Raw genomic sequence first — 17,496 nt, 5'->3', positions numbered from 1 at the left:
CACGGTCGTCGAGCGGAGCGGCGGGGAGGCAGCCGAGGTGTGGGGTACCGGGACCCCCCAAAAGGGGAGGGGCCGGCTCCGGACGCCGGGAACGTTCACCCGTGGTCCCGCCGGGTAGGCGGCTGACCGTGACGGTGATCATCGGGACGTCGGGGTGGCAGTACCGCGACTGGCGCGGTGCCTTCTACCCGCAGAAGCTCGCCCAGCGGCTCTGGCTGGAGCACTACGTCGAGCACTTCGCCACCGTCGAGAGCAACAACGCCTTCTACCGGCTGCCCGAGCGCGAGACGTTCGTCCGCTGGCGCGAGCGGACGCCGCCGGACTTCCGGTGGGCGGTCAAGGCCAGCCGGTTCCTCACCCACATCAAGCGGCTGCGCGAGCCGGAGGAGCCGGTCGCCCGGCTGATGGGCCGCGCCGAGGGCCTGGAGGGGAAGCTGGACGCGATCCTGCTGCAGCTGCCGCCCACGCTGAAGGCCGATGCGGAGCTGCTGCGCAGCTGCCTGGCCCAGTTCCCCGGCGGCACGCGGGTGGCCGTCGAGCCGCGGCACGAGTCGTGGTGGACCGACGAGATCCGGGCGCTGCTGGAGCGCTACGGGGCGGCGCTGTGCTGGGCCGACCGGATGGAGCAGCCGGTCGCGCCGCTGTGGCACACCGCCGACTGGGGGTACCTGCGCTTCCACACCGGCCTGGAGAACTGGCGCTACCGGCCGGAGACGCTCCGGCTGTGGGCCGACCGGCTGGCCGCCACGTACGGGGGCGGCGACGTGCTCGTCTACTTCAACAACGACCCGGGGTGCGCCGCGGTCATCGACGCGTGCCTGTTCGCCGACGCGGTGCGCCGGGCAGGGGGGACGCCGACCCGCGTGCCCACGGCCGACCAGGCGACCGGGCTGGCCTGGGCGTCGGCCTGAGACCGGCGGCGGCCGGGGCCCGCACGGGGCCCCGGCCGTCCGGGCGTCAGTTCCGGCCGGCGGCGCGCTCGGCGTCCTCGCGGGCCTGCTCGGCGGCCTCCTCGGCAGCTTCCTCGGTCTTCTCGGCGGCCTGGTGGGCGGCCTTCTCGGCGTCCTTCGCGGCCCGCTCCTGGGCCTTGGCGGCGTCGCGGGCGGCCTTCTCGGCTTCCTTGGCGGCGTCGCGGACGGCCTTCTCGGCCTCCTTGGCGGCGTCCCGGGTGGCCTTCTCCGCGTCCTGGGCCGCCTGGCGGGCCTGGGCGGCCTGCAGCGCGTCCTGGGCGTGCTCGTCGGCGTGGGTGACGGCGTTGTCCAGCCCGCGGAGGTCGCTGTCGTCGGCGCCGTCCTCGGTGCCCTCCTCGGAGGGCTCCTCGGTCTCGGTTCCCGTCTCGGTCTCCGACTCGGACTCGGTCTCCGACTCGGTCTCGGTCTCGGTCTCCGTCTCCGTCTCGGACTCGGTCTCGGTCTCGACGACCGCCACCTCGGTGGAGTCGTCGGAGCCGGCCATGTCGAACGACGTCACCGACTCCACGGTCGCCGAGACGGCGTCCTGCACGGGGGCCGGGAGCGCGCCGGCGGCACCGGCGCCGGTCACGCCGGCAGCCGCGATGCCCAGGCCGGTGGCGACCTGCGCCGCGGTGCCGGCACCGGCGATCTTGGCGACGACGGCGGCGAGTCCTTCGAGCAGTGCCATGGGTGGGTCCTCCCGAACCGTGGGCCGCGGGCGCGGCCTGTTCGGACGGATATCGGCAGCCGACGGCGGCGGCTGTAGCCGGACGGGTGGAATCACCCGGTCGTGGGGTCAGCCGGTGGGGCGGTCGGCCAGGTGCTCGGCGACCGTGCGCGGCGGCCGGCCGAGCAGGCCGGTGAGCACCCGCGGGCTGCCGGTGAACCCGTGCGCGCGGTACCAGTCGAACATCGTGGTGCGGCAGCGGCCGGCGTAGGTCCCGTCGTCGTCGGCCCGGACGTCGACGGCGGTGACCGGGCGCCCGGAGCGGGCGGACAGCAGCGCGGCGACGTCGGGCGCGGTCAGCTCCTCGGGGCCTACGGCCTCGAAGGTGCCGCTGTCCAGGCCATCCGCGGTGAGCAGCACTGCCGCGGCCACGGCGACGTCGCGCAGGTCGACGAAGGACTGCGCCCGCTCCAGGCCCCAGGGGCTGCGCAGCTCGCCACTCCGCACGGCGGCGGCCAGCTGCCCGTCGAGGTTGTCGGCGTAGGCGCAGGGCTGCAGCACCCGCCACCGAGCCGCCGTCCCGGCGACCGCGCCGTCGAGCGCCTCCTCGACGCGGTCCTTCGCCGCGTGGTGCGGCATCGCGCGGGCCTGGGGTCGCAGCACCGAGTGGTAGACCAGCCGGCGCACCCCCGACCGGGCCGCCTGCGCCAGGACCTCCGGTGCACCGGTCGCCTCGCCCGGGTCGAAGTTGGGCCAGATCAGGTACAGCGCGTCGGCGCCGGCCAGGACGGGGGACAGGTCGCCGGTCAGGTCCCCGACGACCACCTCGGCGCCGAGCCCGTCCAGAGTGGGGCGCGGGCGGCTCGACGGGACGACCGCGCGCACCTCCTCGCCCCGGGACAGCAGCGTCCGGACGACGGCGGTGCCGGTGACCCCGCCGGCGGCGGTCACGACGATCACAGGACGTCGACCGCCTCCGCGTGCCGCACGCCGAGCTGCTCCGCGGCCCGGTCGAGCACGTCCTGCACGACGAGCGTGTCGGCCAGCGGCATGACGGCGCTCTCGCTCCGGCCCGCGCGCAGGCACTCGGTGACCTCGACGAGCTCGTGCGCGTACCCGGTGCCGGTCTGCGGGCGGGTGATCGTCTCCGGCTCGGCGCCGGCGCGGTGCAGCACGATGGTGTCCGGGTGGTGGAAGCGGGGCAGGACGTCGATCCAGCCGGTCGTCCCGAACACCCGCGCCTGCCCGGGCAGGGCGTTGCGCAGCGAGGTGGTGAGCGAGGCCGTGCGGCCGTCGCCGAAGTCGAGGAGCAGCGAGGCGTCGGCGTCCACCCCCGACGGGAACAGCGAACCGGCGGCGACGACGCGCTGCGGCGTGCCGAGCAGCATCTGGGCGAAGGAGACGACGTAGACGCCCAGGTCCAGCAGCGCGCCACCGCCGAGCGCCATGGCGAAGAGCCGGTCGGCCGGGTCGTACTCGCGGGCCACGCCGAGGTCTGCCTGCACCGAGCGCATCTCGCCGATGGCGCCGTCGGCGATGAGCTCGCGCACCGCGACGACGGCCGGCTGGAAGCGCGTCCACATGGCCTCCATGACGAAGACGCCGGTCTCCCGGGCCAGGTCCACCACCTCGACCGCGCCCGCGGTGGTGGCGGTGAACGATTTCTCCACCAGCAGCGCCTTGCCCGCGCGGAGGGCGGCCAGCGCGAGCGCGTGGTGCTGCGGGTGCGGGGTGGCCAGGTACAGCACGTCGACGTCCGGATCCGCGATGATCGCCGCGTAGGAGCCGTGCGCCCGGTCCAGCCCGTGCCGGGAGGCGAAGGCGTCGGCCCGCTCCTGCGAGCGCGACGCGACCGCCACCGGCCGCGCGTTCGGCACGTGCGCGAAGTCGTGCACCACGTTCTCGGCGATGCGGCCCGGACCGACGACTCCCCAGCGGATCTCTGCGCTCACCCGGCAGACGCTAGTCGGGGCGCGGCAGACTGCTCCCCGTGGCCGTGCTGATCGACTCCCCGGTGTGGCCGTGGCGCGGCCGCCGCTGGTCCCACCTGGTCAGCGACGTCAGCTACGCGGAGCTGCACGCCTTCGTGGCGGCCGAGCTGGGCATCCCGCGGCGGGCGTTCCAGGGCGACCACTACGACGTCCCCGAGGACCTCTACGACGTCGCGGTGGCGGCCGGCGCCCAACCGGTCGAGTGCCGGGAGCTGCTGCAGCGGCTGCTCGCCGCCGGGCTCAGGCTCCGGAAGCCCCGCCGGCCCGCTGCCTCAGCAGGGTGAGCTCCGCGCCGAGGTTGGCGCGGGCCAGCGGCTCCCACTCCTCCGCGGCGGGCAGCCGGTAGAGCCGGGGCAGCGCCAGCAGCTGCTCCAGGACGGCGATCCGCCCGGCGGTGAACGTCTCGTCGTCCAGGTGCCCGTACTCGGCGCGGACCGCCGACGCGTAGCCGGCGTAGGCCGCCGGCGGGCTGGCCAGCACCGCGAGGTCGGCGTCGCAGAGGGCGGCGCCGTTCGCGTCGCCCGGTGCGGCGTCGTGCCCGGCGGTGAGCAGCACCAGCCGCACCACCTCGTCGACCCGCTCGTCGGGGACCAGCCCGCGCAGACCGGCGCGGGCGCGGTCGGCGCTGACCTGCTCGTTGTCCGCGCGCCGTGGGTCGTAGACGACGTCGTGGTACCAGGCGGCCAGCCGCACGGCGGCGGGATCGGGGACGTCGGGGGCCAGCCGGTCGACCAGGCCCAGGACCGCCGCCAGGTGTGCCAGGTCGTGGTATGTGCGGTGCGGCTCGCTCCACGCCGCGACGACGGCGGCCCACTCGGTGCGCGAGGTGGGGGAGTCCCCGGCAAGCGCGGTCCAGGCGTCGAAGCCGACCGGGCCGCTCACCGGACCCCGCAGCTGCGCAGCGCCAGCAGGGCGAAGGCGCGGGCGGCGGTGACCAGCTCGGCCACCGGCACCGACTCCTGCGGCCCGTGCGCGAGGTGCAGGTCGCCCGGGCCGTAGTGCAGCGTCGGGATGCCCGCGGCGGCGTAGAGCCGCAGGTCGGTGCCGGCCGCGATCGCCCGCTCGGTGGGCTCGTCGCCGCCCGCGTCCACCACGGCGGAGCGCATCGCGGGCAGCAGCGGTGAGCCGGCCGGCAGCTCGCCGCTGGCGAAGGCGCCGCCGGTCCAGGTCAGCCGCACCGGGTGCGCGGCGAGCCACGGGTGCGCGGCGCAGACGTCGGCCAGCCGGGCCTCCAGCGCCGCCCGCGCCGTCTCCACGGGTTCGCCCACCCGGACCCCGTACCGGCCCTCGGCGACCAGCCGGTCGGGCACCGAGCTGGCCCAGTCGCCGGCCTGCACCCGGCCGATCGAGATGCCGTGCGGAAACCGGGCCTCGCCGAAGCGGGGATCGGCGTCGCGCTGCCGCTCGGCCTCGAAGGCGATCAGCTCCCCGTGCACGTGCGCGAAGAGTTCGACGGCGGAGACGCCGCGGTCGCGCATGGCGGCGTGGGCGGCGTGGCCGCTCACCTCCAGCCGGAAGGTGAGGGCCCCGCCGTGGGCGGTGACGACGGCCCGGGCGGTGGGCTCGGGGATGACGCACAGCTCGCCGGTGTGCCCGCGGCGCAGCGTGGCCCAGGCGCCGAGGCCGCCGTCCTCCTCGCCGACGACGCCGTGCAGCGCCATCGGGCGGGCCAGGCGCACTCCCGCCGTCCGCAGTGCGTGCACCGCCGCCAGCGCGGCGACCACCCCGGCCTTCATGTCGCAGGCACCGCGGCCGTGCACGGCCCCGCCGGCGATCCGGGGGACGAACGGGTCGCCCGCCCACAGGTCGCGGTCACCGGGCGGGACGACGTCGGTGTGCCCGGCCAGCACGAGCGCCGGCGTGCCGCCGTCGGCGCCGTCGACCGTGCCGACGACACCCCACGCCTCGCTGCGCACGACCTCCTGGCCTGGGGCGCCGGGGGCGCTCGCCGCCTCCGCGAGATCGATCGGCCACCGGTCGGTGGTGCAGCCCAGCTCCTCGAGCCAGTCGCCGAGCAGGTGCTGCACCTCGCTCTCGGCCGCGCTTCCGCCGACCGACGGGACGGCGACCATGGCGCACAGCCGCTCCACCGCCCACCGCTCGTCGACGGCGGACAGCACGCGCTCCTCGACGGCGGTGAGGTCGGCCATGCGCGGGAGTCTGGCACGCGTCGCCGACCGGCCGGGACGGTGCGGACGGCTAGCTTGTCGGCCGTGAGCCAACCCCCGCCCCCGCCCGGCTGGTACCCCGATCCGGGCGGCGGTCCGGGCGCCCGGTGGTGGGACGGCCAGGGCTGGACCGAGCACGTCCAGCAGGCCGCGCCGCCGTCCCCGCCCGCCGGCCCCTCGCTGTACGACCAGCCGGTGCTCCTGGTGAACCAGAAGACCAAGCTGATCGAGCTCACCAACGAGTACGCGGTGCTCGACGGGGGTGGCCAGCGAATCGGCGCCGTCGTGCAGGTGGGGCAGAGCTCGCTGAAGAAGGCCGTGCGGCTGGTCTCGAACCTCGACCAGTTCCTGACCCACCGGCTCGAGGTGCGCGACGCCCGCGGGCCGGTGCTGGTGCTCACCCGGCCGGCGAAGCTCGTGAGGTCACGGGTGGTGGTGCAGCGGCCCGACGGAGCGCCGGTCGGGGAGATCGTGCAGGCCAACGTCTTCGGGAAGATCCGCTTCGATCTGGTGGCCGGTGGTCAGCCGGTCGGGGCGATCCAGGCCGAGAACTGGCGGGCCTGGGACTTCGCGATCACCGACGCGGCCGGCGTCGAGGTCGCGCGGATCACCAAGAAGTGGGAGGGGCTGGCCCGCACGATGTTCACCACCGCCGACCGCTACGTCGTCCTGGTGCGCTACCGCCTGCCCGAGCCCCTGGCCAGCATGGTCATCGCCTCGGCCCTGACGGTCGACACCGCGCTCAAGCAGGACGAGCGCGGGTTCAACTGAGACACCGCGGTCCTCCGGACCGCACCGCGGCCAGGTGCCGTCCCCTCCTGAGCGGAGCCGGATCGTCGCCCCTGCGCGGACCCTGCGGGCCCACTCGGGGCGACATGTCCGACCGTCCGCGGGTAGCCTCGTAGCTGTCCGGGCCGGGTGCATCGTGCCCCCGGGTGCCATTTGGTTACGCCTTCACGGACTACCGCCCCGACCTCGGTCGGGGGCCTGGAGCCGCGTTGTGCATCTCGCCGCGAGGCGGCCGTCATCCGGTCCGGACCCCATCCGCAGGAGAGCCCCCGCCCGTACCGGGCGGGGGCTCCCGCGTCCTCCGAGCGGATTCGCTCAGTAGCTCTCCTCGGTGGTGCTCCGGCGGACCGGGGCGCCGGCCGGGTCGCCGTACGCGTCGGTGCGGGTGACCCGGCGCTGCCGGCGGCTCCGGACCGCCAGCTCCAGGACGATGCCGAGCGCACCGACGGCCATCAGGATCCAGCCGACCACCTGCAGGTCGACGCCGGTGGCGTCCACGCGCACGGCGAAGGTCAGGATCGCGCCGAGCGCGAGCAGCACGATGGCGGTTCCGAGTCGCATGGCGAACTCCTCCTGTCGCGGTTCCCAGGGAGGGGACCGGCGGCGCTCGCCGCGGGCGCAGCGGTTCCCGTGCCGCGGGCCGTGAACCACCGCAGGACCCCGATGTCACCCTGACGGGTGCGTCTGAGTCCCCCTTAGGCCGAACTGCGGGCCCCGGACGGCGTGGTCGCCCGATGCCCGGGCGCCCGCCTCAGCACGAACGTTCCTCCCGTCACCGACGACGAGGAAGGAACGGCCATGACCCTGCACTACCCGAACCCCGGCCTGGAGGCCGAGCTCGCCTACCGGCGCGAGGTGCTGCAGTCGCTCGGCCGCGGCACCCGGAGCCGGCCGGGACCCTGGGTGCGGCTGCGCCGGCGTTCGCGCTGAGCGCAGCTGGACGGGGCGGCGACGCGGTGGTCCTGTCGCCCCCGCATGCCACGATCCCTGCCGTGTCACGCTGGGACGATGCCCCGCTGGTGGGCCGGGCCGACGAGCTCGCCCGCCTGCTCGCGCACGTCGACCGCGCGGTCGCCGGGCGCGCGTCGGCCGTGCTTCTCGCCGGCGACGCGGGCGTGGGCAAGACCCGGCTGCTCGACGAGCTGGCCCGCCGGGCGCGCGACCGCGGCGTCCGGGTGCTCACCGGCCACTGCGTCGACCTCGGCGACGTCGGCCTGCCCTACCTGCCCTTCGTCGACCTGCTCCGCCCGGTGGTCGCCGATCCCGAGCTGGTGCCCGTCGCGCGGGAGAACCCGGTGCTCGCCGGGCTCATCGCCGGCCGGCCCGGCGCGGTCGTGCCGGTGCGGCCGCCCGCGGAGGGTCAGGACCTCGGCAGCCCGCTGCCGCACCGGGCGGCTCCGCAGCCGGTCGACGACGGCCGACTCCAGCTGTTCGAGTCGGTCGCCGGGCTGCTGTGCGAGCTGGCCGCGACCGGCCCGCTGCTGGTGGTGCTCGAGGACGTGCACTGGGCCGACCGGTCCAGCCGCGACCTCCTGCGCTACCTGCTCGCCCGGTTGACCGACGAGCCGGTCGTGGTCGTCGCCTCCTACCGCGCGGACGACCTGCACCGGCGGCACCCGCTGCGCCCGCTGCTGGCCGAGCTGGTGCGGCTGCCCGGGGTGGAGCGGGTCGAGCTGCCCCCGCTCCCCGATGCGGCGGTGGGGGACCTCGTCCGCGGGCTGGCCGCCGAGGCCGGCGGCATCCCCGAGGGCACGGTCGACGACGTCGTCGCGCGGGCCGAGGGCAACGCCTTCTACGCCGAGGAGCTGCTCGCCGCCGGCCTGCAGGGCGAGGTGCTGCCGCTGGGGCTGACCGACGTCCTCCTGGCGCGGGTGGAGCAGCGGTCGCCGGCGGCGCAGCGGGTGCTGCGGGTGGCCGCCGTCGCCGGCCGGCGGGTGCGCCACGAGCTGGTCGCCGCGATCGGCGAGCTCGCCGCGGACGAGCTGGACCGGGCGTTCGCCGAGGTCGTGCACCACCACCTGCTCGTGGTCTCCGACGACGGGCGCTACCGCTTCCGGCACGCGCTGCTGCGCGAGGCCGTCCTCGCCGACCTGCTGCCGGGCGAGCGGGTGGGACTGCACGCGGCGATCGCCGCGTACCTGGCCGACCGCCCTGACGCCGGCACCGCGGCCGAGCGGGCGCACCACGCGCGAGGCAGCAACGACCTGCCGGCGGCGCTGAGCGCGTCGCTGGAGGCGGCGGCGGAGGCGTGCCGCGTCGGGGCACCGGCCGAGCAGCTGCAGCACTTGGAGGGCGCGCTCGCGCTGTGGTCGGCGGTGCCCGACGCCACCGGGCGGGCCGGGCGCGATCAGGTGGCGCTGCTGACCGAGACGGCGGCCACCGCGCGCACGGTGGGGGAGCTGCACCGCGCCGTCGCGCTGCTCCGCTCGGCCCTCGAGGTGCTCGGTCCCGACGGCGACCCGGCGCGGCGGGCGCGGGTGCACTACACGCTGGCCCAGACGATGGCGCGGGTGGAGAACGTGCACGGCGCCCACCAGGAGAGCGCCGCCGCGCTGAGCCTGGTGCCGGCGGAGCCGCCCTCCGAGGTGCGGACGTGGGCGGCGGCCACCCATGCGCGCACCAGCTACTCGCTCAACCTGCTCGCCGAGGGCGACGCCGCGGCCGAGGAGGCCCTCGCCGCGGCCGACGTGCTCGGGCTGGACGGCGCGTGGTCGGACACGGCGGTGTCGCAGGTGCGCGCGCACCCCCCGCCCGACGAGGAGACCGTGCGGCAGCGGCTGGCGGAGGCGCTGGCCCGGGCGCAGCGGTCGGGGGACGTCGACGTCGAGATGCGGGTGCTGTTCAACCTGGCGACCCTCGCCTTCGAGGGCGGGCGCATCCCCGAGACGCTGGCGTGGACGGGGCAGGCGACGGCACGGGCGCGCGACCTGGGCATGGAGTGGGCCTTCTACCCGGCCGAGCTGCGGCACCTGCAGGTCACCGCGCTGTACATGGCGGGGGAGTGGGACGCGAGCCTCGCCGAGGCGGACGCCCTCGCGCGGGTGCCGGAGATGGCCTCGCACGTGCGGGCCGCCGGCCTGCTGGTCCTGGTGGGACGGGGGGAGGCGGCGGCGCGGGAGCGGCTCGGCTGGGCGCGGGCGCTGATCCCCCGGCTGCGCGAGCACGTGCTGCTGGGCCTGGTCACCGCCGCGTCGGAGGTCGACCTCGCCGGCTGGGCGGGCGATCCGGCGACGGCGGCGGCGGTCGCCGGCGCGGCGTGCCGGCGGCTGCGCGAGCAGTGGCCGGAGGACCACCTGGCCGTGCTGCGCATCGCCGCCGGTGCGCTGGGGCCGGTGGGCGACGCCGTGGCCGCGGCGCGGCTCGTGGACGACGGAGCGGTCGCCGAGCACTGGGTCGCGGCCGGCGACGGGCTCGCCGACGCGGCGCGGTACGCCGTCGACGTCTACCGCCGGGAGGTGACTCCGGCGTTGCAGGTCGAGGCGGCGGCGTGGCTGGCGCGGGTGGAGGCCGAGGTCGCGCGGCTGCACGACCGGGCAGAGCCGGAGCTGTGGCGGGCCGCCGTCGCGGCGTTCGAGCCCTGGCACCGGTACGAGATCGCGCGGTCCCGGTGGCGGCTGGCCGAGGCGCTGCTGGCGACCGGTGACCGGGTGGGCGCCACCGAGCAGGCGCAGCTGGCGCACGAGGTGGCGGTCGGGCTGGGGGCCGGACCGCTGCGGGCCGCGGTGGAGGCGCTGGCGCGGCGGGGACGGCTCGACGTCGCCGGGATCCGCACGCCGTCGGTCTCCGCCGTCCTCACCCCGCGCGAGGCGGAGGTGCTGCGGCTGCTGGCGCGGGGGCGCACGAACCGGCAGATCGGCGGCGAGCTGTACATCAGCGAGAAGACCGCGAGCGTGCACGTCAGCAACATCCTGGCCAAGCTCGGCGCCAGCGGCCGCACCGAGGCGGTCGCCGTCGCCGCCTCGCGCGGCCTGCTGACGACGTCCTGACCCACCGGCCCGGAGCGCGTCAGAGCATGGTGCGGAGGCGCTCCCGGCGGGCGCGGAGCACGTCGACCGACGCCGATGCCGACGGCGGGCCGGGCACCGACTGGCGCAGCTGGGTGTGCACCACGGCCTGCGGCTGCGAGGTGCGCGCAGCGACCCGGTTGACCATACGGTTGATCTCCCGGCGCAGCTCGGCGGCGTCGCGCCACGAGCGGCCGGCGTCGTCCTCGTCGGGGTGGTCCTCGACGACCATGAAGTCGTCGCCGTCGTTGCGATGGCTCTGCGCGATGCGGATCCGCAGCTCGTCGTCCCGCTTGGCCAGCAGTGACGCGGTCTGCTCCGGGGTGAGCAGGCCGGGGATGCCGAGGAAGTCCTCCTCCTCGGGGGCCACCAGCGCGGGGCGTCCCTCACCGGTGTGCGCCGTCCCGCTGCTCAGCACGTGGGCGAAGCGGGCGTCGGCCTCGAGGGCCTCCCACTGCTTCATCTCGCCCTCCTTCGGCTCCCGCGGCGGCAGGTCGAGCGCCTCCAGCTCCTCGTCCGGCTGGGTCTTCGGCGGCGGCATGACGTGGTTGCGCTGTTCCTCCATCGACGCGGCCAGCGACAGCAGCGGGCGCACGGCGGGGAGGAAGACGGTCGCCGACTCGTGTGGCGTCCGGGCGCGCACGACACGGCCGACGGCCTGGGCGAAGAACAGCGGGGTGCGGTAGGAGGTCATCCAGGCCAGGACGGCGGCGCGCGGGACGTCGACGCCCTCGGAGACCATCCGCACGCAGACCGCGATCCGGGCGCCGCCCTTGTTGAACTTCTCGATCTTCTTCGACGCCTTGGGGTCGTCGGAGAGGATCAGCTCGGGCGCCTTGCCGGTCACCCGGCGCACGATCTTGGCGTACTCGCGGGCGTCGTCCTGGTCGCTGGCCAGCACCAACCCGGCGGCGTCGGGCATGCCGCCCTCCTCACGGAGGTGGGTGATCCGGTCGTCCATCGCCGCGATCACGTGCGGCACCCACTGGCCCTTGGGATCCAGCGCGGTGCGCCACGCCTGCATCTCCACCGACCGGGTGCCGGCCTCGCTCAGCGACGCGGCGACGACCTCACCGGCGGAGTTCCGCCAGCGGGACGTGCCGGTGTAGGCGGCGAAGACGACGGGGCGGACGACGGCGTCGGCCAGCGCCTCCTTGTAGCCGTAGGTGTAGTCGGCCCGGCTGACCAGACCGCCCGCCTCGCCTTCGAAGGTGTCCTCCTCGTACCGGACGAAGGGGATGCGCTCGTCGGGCTTGGTGCGGAACGGCGTCCCGGTGAGGCAGAGCCGGCGCGCGGCCATGCCGTAGGCCTCCTCGACCGCCTCGCCCCAGGAGAGGCCGTCGCCGGCGTGGTGCACCTCGTCGAGGATCACCAGCGACTTGACGGCGGTGGACCGGGCGGCGTGCAGCATCGGCTTGCCCGCCACCTGCGCGTAGGTGGTGACGTAGCCCTGGGTGCCGGCGCGCACCGGTCCGACGGCGTTGGTCAGGTTCGGGTCCAGGACGATGCCCATCGCGTCGGCGGCCTCGGCCCACTGCAGCCGCAGGTGGTCGGTCGGGCAGACGACGACGACGCGGGCGACCTCCCGGCGGGACAGCAGCCGGGCGGCGAGGGTCAGGGCGAAGGTCGTCTTGCCGGCGCCCGGCGTAGCGGTGACCAGGAAGTCCTTGGGGGAGGCCTCCTCGTACTGGCCGAGGGCGGTCTGCTGCCACGCCCGGAGCGGTCGGCTGGTCGTCTGCGGGCCCGAGGCCTCCGCTCGCAATGCACTCCCCATGTCGCGGCCCATTCTGGTCGGCGGCGGGGCAACACGCCCAACGGGGGCCTACCGCGCGCCTCGGCCGTCGCCGCGTATGGCGAGCCGGGGACGGCTCGCTGACCAGCAGGTTCGCTCGTGATCCAACGAGGTGTGGCGATCGTCATGCCGCGAACGGACCGTCTCGTCACGCCCCGCCGGTCACGCGCATCCCAGGCGCACCGGAACTGTCAGAGGTCGAACATACGATCGACAGCATGATCGACGGCGGGCAGCGTGAGGGTGTCGCGCAGGCGGCCGCGCCCGCCGCCGGATGGGCGTCGGGCCCGCTCGGTGCCGTCCAGGCCGCCGACCGCGAGATCGCCCGCCAGACCGCGCTGCGTGCTCGGGCGGTCGCCGAGTTCGCCGCCACGCGCCCCGCGTCGGCCGATCGGCCACCGGGCGAACCCGGGGCCATGAGCGCCGAGCGACGGGCCGCACGACCGGAGGTCCTGGCCGACGTCAGCGAGTGGGCGGTGCAGGAGCTGGCCGTCGCGCTGTCCAGCTCCTCCCAGGCGGCGCAGACGCTGCTGGTCCGCTCGCTCACCCTGGTGCACCGGTTGCCCCGCACCCTGGCCGCGCTCGAGTCCGGAGCACTGCACGTCGGCCACCCGTGGCCGTTGCTGGAGAAGGTGGCGCCGATCAGGGAGGCGGCCGTGAGGGCCCGGGTGGAGGCCGACCTGCTGGCGTGGGCGAGGGGTCGGGTCACCACTCCTGCCCAGCTGGGCGCGAAGGCCCGCCGCATGGTGCTCGCCCGTGACGCCAGGGACGCCGCCGGGCGGCTGAGCGCGCGGTTGCGGGAGCGGGGCGTCTTCGTCCACCCGGACGCCACCGAGGGGATGGCCGTGGTCAGCTCGCTGCTCACGGTGCCGGAGGCGCAGGCGCTGCTCGACGCCCTCGGTCGCTACGCCGACGCACTCGGCGACCCAGAGGACCAGCGCACCCGCGGCCAGAAGATGGCCGATTGCCTGCTCGACTGCGTGCTGCGCCCGGGGGAGACGGATCTCCGGCCCGTGCAGGCGCAGCTCACCGTGGTCGCCGGCGTGACCACGCTCGCCGGCGGGGACGAGCCGGGCGAGATCGGCGGAGAGCCGGTGCCGGCCGAGATGGTGCGTGCCCTCGCCCGCGCCCTGGGTCTGCTGCCCGGAGCCGCAGCCACTTCCGATGCTGTGGACGGCGAATCCGTGCCCGCCACGCCCGCGACGGCGCGGCCGACCGCGACACCCGTCGCGCCCGCCTCGGCTCCGCTGCCTCCGCCCCTCCTGCCGCCTCGGCCCGTCGCGCAGCCGGTGACCGAGGAGCGCGCGCTGGAGGAGTGGTGGGCCGAGACCGAGGCGCGCGTGCTGCTCGAGCAGCGGGGTGGGGGTGAGAACCCGCCGCCCGAGGAGTGGGGTGGGGGTGACGACCCGCCGCTCGAGGAATGGGGTGGGGAGGAGGACCCGCCGCCCGAAGAGCTCGCCCGCTACTGGGCGGAGCAGGCCCGCTGGCAGGCGATGCCGTCGGCAGCGGACGTGCTCTCGTCGTCGCTCGATCCCTGGCCGGCTGCCGCACCGGTGACGGACGTTCTGCCGACGACATGGGCCGACGCCGATCGAGCCGTCACCACAACCGGCGCCGCGTTGCTGGAGCTGGAGCGTGCGCTGGGCCGTGCCGGCGAAGCGGTGCGATCCGCGGAGATCGCCGACGTCGTGGACGCCGGCAAGCTCACCGTCGCCGCCGACGGGATCCACGCCGCCGACGCCGACGCCGGCGACGACGCGGTGGGCTCGGCCGATGCGGCCGGTGCCGTGGACGCCGGCGGGCCCGCGGACCAGGATCCCCGGCGGTCGCGCCGCGGGGAAGGAGCCCCGGCGGTGCCGGAGGCGTTGAGCGCTCTGGCCGCCGTGACGGACGAGCAGCGCGCGGCGCTGGCCGACCTGCTCGACCGGACAGGCGGGGGGCTGGTCGACCGGCCGAGGGTCGCGCTCGTCGATGCCCTCGACGGGGCGCTGCTGGCGCTGACCGACAGCCGGGAGCTGCGCCGGCTGGCGCACTGCGGTGCCGACGCCTGCCGCCGCGATCCCGGTCGCTGCATCCACGACCTGCAGCACCGAGCAGGCCTGGGGCCGCCGCCGGAGTCACCCGGCTACCGCCCCGGCGCGGCACTGGACCGGTACCTCAGGGCCCGCGACCGCCGATGCCGGTTCCCCGGCTGCCGCCGGCCGGTGCCGCGCGCCGGCGAGCTGGACCACGACCGGCCCTGGCCCGATGGACCGACCAGCGCCGCGAACCTCGCCGGCTACTGCACGCCGCACCACCGGGGCAAGCACCAGGCCCCCGGGTGGCAGCACGAGCTGGCCGCCGACGGCACCCTCTCGGTGACCACCCCGACCGGCCTGCTGTCGTGCACCTCGCCGCCGCCCTACTGAGGCGCGAGCGGCACCACGGTCCAGCCGCATGACGCGGTTCGTGATCGACGCGCCCACGCTGCTCCACCTGGTGGCCGAGGGCGTCCCCGTGGCGTCCGGTCACCAGCTGGTCGCGCCGCACGTGCTGCGGTCGCAGGCGCTCGACCTGCTGTTCACCGCCGTCCGCCGGGGCGAGCTGACCGAACGCGAGGCCCTCGCGCGGCACGACGCGATGACCCGCGTGAAGATCCGCTCGCTCGGTGACCGCGTCTCCCGTCAGGTCGCCTGGGAGATCGCCCGCGACCACGGCCTGGACTCGACGACCGACGCCGAGTACCTGGCCGTCACCCGGCTGCAGGCCGACCTCTTCGTCTCCGTCGACCCGGCCGCACGGTCGCGCGCCGAGGGGATCGTCCCGGTGGGAACGTTCGACCAGGTGGCGGCGCCGTGATCAGTCCGCGGGCTCGTCCACCCAGTCGGGGCCGTTGACCTCGCCCGGGCCGGCCAGGTCGGCGGCGTCGACGATCGTGTACGCGTACCCCTGCTCGGCGAGGAAGCGCTGCCGGTGCGCGGCGTACTCGCTGTCGAGGGTGTCCCGGCTGACCACCGTGTAGAAGTGCGCCTGGCGGCCGTCGGCCTTCGGGCGCAGCACCCGGCCGAGCCGCTGGGCCTCCTCCTGCCGCGAGCCGAACGTCCCGGACACCTGCACGGCGACCGCGGCCTCGGGCAGGTCGATGGAGAAGTTGGCGACCTTCGAGACGACCAGCGTCTTGATCTCCCCGACGCGGAACGCCTGGAACAGCCGCTCCCGCTCCTTGTTCGTCGTCGACCCCTGGATGACCGGGGCGTCGAGCGCGGTGCCGAGCTCCTCCAGCTGGTCGAGGTAGGCGCCGATGACGAGCTTCTGCTCCTCGGGGTGGCGCTCCAGCACCCGCCGGATCACCGGCAGCTTCGACTGCGCGGTGGCCGCGATCCGGTACCGCTCCTCGGGCTCGGCGACGGCGTAGGTCATCCGCTCCTCGTCGTCGAGCGACACCCGCACCTCGATGCACTCGGCCGGGGCGATGTAGCCCTGCGCCTCGATGTCCCGCCACGGGGCGTCGTACCGCTTCGGCCCGATCAGCGAGAAGACGTCGTCCTCGCGCCCGTCCTCGCGCACCAGGGTCGCGGTGAGCCCGAGCCGGCGGCGGGACTGCAGGTCCGCGGTCAGCCGGAAGATCGGCGCGGGCAGCAGGTGCACCTCGTCGTAGACGATCAGGCCCCAGTCCTGCGCGTCGAACAGGTCCAGGTGCCGGTACTCGCCCTTCCGGCGGGTGGTGATCACCTGGTAGGTCGCGATGGTGACCGGCCGGATCTCCTTGCGCTCGCCCGAGTACTCGCCGATCTCCTCCTCGGTCAGCGAGGTGCGGGCGATCAGCTCGCGCTTCCACTGCCGCCCGGCGACGGTGTTCGTCACCAGGATCAGCGTGGTCGCCTTCGCCTCGGCCATGGCGGCCGCGCCCACCAGCGTCTTGCCGGCACCGCAGGGCAGCACGACGACGCCCGAGCCGCCGGCCCAGAACCCCTCGACGGCCTCCTGCTGGTAGTCGCGCAGGTGCCAGTCGGCCTGGTCCAGCTCGATCGGGTGCGCCTGGCCGTCGACGTAGCCGGCGAGGTCCTCGGCCGGCCAGCCGATCTTGAGCAGCGCCTGCTTGAGCCGACCGCGCTCCGACGGGTGCACGACGACGCTGTCGGGATCGATCCGCGCGCCCAGCATCGGGGCGACCCGCTTCGAGCGGACGACCTCCTCCAGCACCGCTCGGTCGGTGGTCGTGAGCACCAGCCCGTGCACCGGGTTCTGCGCCAGCGTCAGCCGGCCGAAGCGGTCCATGGTGTCCGCGACGTCGACCAGCAGCGCGTGCGGCACCGGGTAGCGGGAGTACCGCACCAGGGCGTCGACGACCTGCTCGGCGTCGTGCCCGGCCGCCCGGGCGTTCCACAGCGCGAGCGGCGTCACCCGGTAGGTGTGCACGTGCTCGGGCGACCGCTCCAGCTCGGCGAACGGCGCGATCGCCGACCGGCAGTCCCGGGCCAGCGGGTGGTCGACCTCGAGCAGCAGGGTCTTGTCCGACTGCACGATGAGCGGACCGTCGTTCACGCAGCACTCTTTCCGTCGGGGGAGGTGCCCGGGCGCGAACCGCCGCGCCGGACCACCCACCGTAACCCCGCCCGGGCTCGGTACCTTCCCGCCTAGGTTGATCCCCATGGGGAGCCCGCGCACGTGGTTCGCCGCCTCCGTGGCGCTCTACGCCGCCGTCTGGGCGTGGTCGTGGAGCCGGCTGCCGGAGCGCGTGCCCACCCACTTCGGCGCCGGCGGCGACCCCGACGACTGGAGCAGCCGGGCCGCGGCGCTGTGGTTCACCGCGCTGCTGGGTCTGGGCCTGGTCGCGGTCTTCGCCGGCTCGGTGTGGCTCGTGCGCCGGGCGGGCCCGGACCTGATCAACGTGCCGAACCCGCACCACTGGAAACGGCCGGAGAACATCGACCGGGTCCGCGCGCTGATCGCCGCGGACGTCTGGCTCCTCGGCGCCTGGACGATGCTGCTGCTCGCCGCCGTCGACTGGCTGGTCGTGCGCGCCGCGACGGCGGCGGACCCGGCGCTGGGCCCCTGGCCGCTCGTGCTGCTGGCCGGTTACCTCGTGGTCGTCCTCGCCCGGGTGTGGTGGACGTGGACCCGCCGGTACGCCGTGCCGCCGTCGGGGTGAC

Annotated in this window: 16 protein-coding genes; 8 read left to right on the top strand and 8 right to left on the bottom strand. The window is 75.7% G+C overall.

Annotation, left to right across the window (positions count from 1 at the left end):
* Positions 1-128 precede the first annotated feature (128 nt).
* Positions 129-911: a DUF72 domain-containing protein gene (locus tag O2W17_RS06810; RefSeq protein ID WP_269191644.1), complete on the top strand. Its 783-nt coding sequence runs from the start codon at positions 129-131 to the stop codon at positions 909-911.
* A gap of 46 nt (positions 912-957) precedes the next feature.
* Here O2W17_RS06810 and O2W17_RS06805 read toward each other — a convergent pair whose 3' ends face one another.
* From O2W17_RS06805 to O2W17_RS06795, 3 genes are all read right to left on the bottom strand, one after another.
* Positions 958-1,641 carry a hypothetical protein gene (locus O2W17_RS06805; RefSeq protein ID WP_269191643.1) on the bottom strand — a complete coding sequence of 228 codons (684 nt, stop codon included), beginning with the start codon at positions 1,639-1,641 and terminating at the stop codon, positions 958-960.
* A gap of 108 nt (positions 1,642-1,749) precedes the next feature.
* Positions 1,750-2,580 carry an SDR family oxidoreductase gene (locus tag O2W17_RS06800; protein WP_269191642.1) on the bottom strand — a complete coding sequence of 277 codons (831 nt, stop codon included), beginning with the start codon at positions 2,578-2,580 and terminating at the stop codon, positions 1,750-1,752.
* Entirely contained in the window at positions 2,577-3,572 is a 996-nt protein-coding gene (locus O2W17_RS06795) for a Gfo/Idh/MocA family protein (protein ID WP_269191641.1), read from the bottom strand. Before O2W17_RS06795 ends, O2W17_RS06800 begins: the two co-directional genes overlap by 4 nt.
* A 38-nt stretch (positions 3,573-3,610) precedes the next feature.
* Here O2W17_RS06795 and O2W17_RS06790 point away from each other — a divergent pair, with 38 nt between their 5' ends.
* The gene (locus O2W17_RS06790) at positions 3,611-3,895 is read left to right on the top strand and encodes a DUF4031 domain-containing protein (RefSeq protein ID WP_269191640.1); all 285 of its coding nucleotides are present in this window, start codon (positions 3,611-3,613) and stop codon (positions 3,893-3,895) included.
* Here the strand turns inward: O2W17_RS06790 and O2W17_RS06785 are convergent.
* Both O2W17_RS06785 and O2W17_RS06780 read right to left on the bottom strand, forming a co-directional pair.
* Positions 3,852-4,493 carry an HD domain-containing protein gene (locus tag O2W17_RS06785; RefSeq protein WP_269191639.1) on the bottom strand — a complete coding sequence of 214 codons (642 nt, stop codon included), beginning with the start codon at positions 4,491-4,493 and terminating at the stop codon, positions 3,852-3,854. The two genes, O2W17_RS06790 and O2W17_RS06785, sit on opposite strands and share 44 nt — an antisense overlap.
* Positions 4,490-5,761, bottom strand: a complete 1,272-nt coding sequence (locus O2W17_RS06780; RefSeq protein WP_269191638.1) for an ArgE/DapE family deacylase — start codon at positions 5,759-5,761, stop codon at positions 4,490-4,492. Before O2W17_RS06780 ends, O2W17_RS06785 begins: the two co-directional genes overlap by 4 nt.
* Positions 5,762-5,824: 63 nt before the next feature.
* On the opposite strand from O2W17_RS06780, the gene O2W17_RS06775 reads away from it, so the two are divergent.
* Positions 5,825-6,550, top strand: a complete 726-nt coding sequence (locus O2W17_RS06775; RefSeq protein WP_269191637.1) for a phospholipid scramblase-related protein — start codon at positions 5,825-5,827, stop codon at positions 6,548-6,550.
* A gap of 333 nt (positions 6,551-6,883) precedes the next feature.
* On the opposite strand, the gene O2W17_RS06770 is transcribed toward O2W17_RS06775, so the two are convergent.
* Complete coding sequence (locus tag O2W17_RS06770) at positions 6,884-7,129, bottom strand: DUF6458 family protein (RefSeq protein WP_269191636.1); 246 nt, start codon at positions 7,127-7,129, stop codon at positions 6,884-6,886.
* A gap of 237 nt (positions 7,130-7,366) precedes the next feature.
* Here O2W17_RS06770 and O2W17_RS06765 point away from each other — a divergent pair, with 237 nt between their 5' ends.
* Positions 7,367-7,498, top strand: a complete 132-nt coding sequence (locus tag O2W17_RS06765) for a hypothetical protein (protein WP_269191635.1) — start codon at positions 7,367-7,369, stop codon at positions 7,496-7,498.
* Positions 7,499-7,560: 62 nt separating this feature from the next.
* Positions 7,561-10,554 carry a helix-turn-helix transcriptional regulator gene (locus O2W17_RS06760; RefSeq protein WP_269191634.1) on the top strand — a complete coding sequence of 998 codons (2,994 nt, stop codon included), beginning with the start codon at positions 7,561-7,563 and terminating at the stop codon, positions 10,552-10,554.
* A 19-nt stretch (positions 10,555-10,573) separates the two neighbouring features.
* Here the strand turns inward: O2W17_RS06760 and O2W17_RS06755 are convergent, their stop codons facing one another.
* Entirely contained in the window at positions 10,574-12,346 is a 1,773-nt protein-coding gene (locus tag O2W17_RS06755) for a DEAD/DEAH box helicase (protein ID WP_269191633.1), read from the bottom strand.
* A gap of 236 nt (positions 12,347-12,582) precedes the next feature.
* Here O2W17_RS06755 and O2W17_RS06750 point away from each other — a divergent pair, with 236 nt between their 5' ends.
* Both O2W17_RS06750 and O2W17_RS06745 read left to right on the top strand, forming a co-directional pair.
* A complete protein-coding gene (locus O2W17_RS06750; RefSeq protein ID WP_269191632.1) occupies positions 12,583-14,772 on the top strand; it encodes an HNH endonuclease signature motif containing protein in 2,190 nt (729 codons plus the stop codon).
* A 28-nt stretch (positions 14,773-14,800) separates the two neighbouring features.
* Entirely contained in the window at positions 14,801-15,202 is a 402-nt protein-coding gene (locus O2W17_RS06745; protein WP_269191631.1) for a hypothetical protein, read from the top strand.
* On the opposite strand, the gene O2W17_RS06740 is transcribed toward O2W17_RS06745, so the two are convergent.
* The gene (locus O2W17_RS06740; RefSeq protein ID WP_269191630.1) at positions 15,203-16,888 is read right to left on the bottom strand and encodes a DNA repair helicase XPB; all 1,686 of its coding nucleotides are present in this window, start codon (positions 16,886-16,888) and stop codon (positions 15,203-15,205) included. It abuts the gene before it with no gap.
* 106 nt (positions 16,889-16,994) lie between these two features.
* On the opposite strand from O2W17_RS06740, the gene O2W17_RS06735 reads away from it, so the two are divergent.
* Positions 16,995-17,495 carry a DUF1648 domain-containing protein gene (locus O2W17_RS06735; RefSeq protein WP_269191629.1) on the top strand — a complete coding sequence of 167 codons (501 nt, stop codon included), beginning with the start codon at positions 16,995-16,997 and terminating at the stop codon, positions 17,493-17,495.
* The last annotated feature ends 1 nt before the right edge of the window (position 17,496 follow it).

The organism is Blastococcus sp. VKM Ac-2987, assembly GCF_026967805.1.
In the GTDB taxonomy this organism is placed as follows: domain Bacteria; phylum Actinomycetota; class Actinomycetes; order Mycobacteriales; family Geodermatophilaceae; genus Blastococcus.
This window is presented reverse-complemented; position numbering and strand designations above follow the sequence as displayed.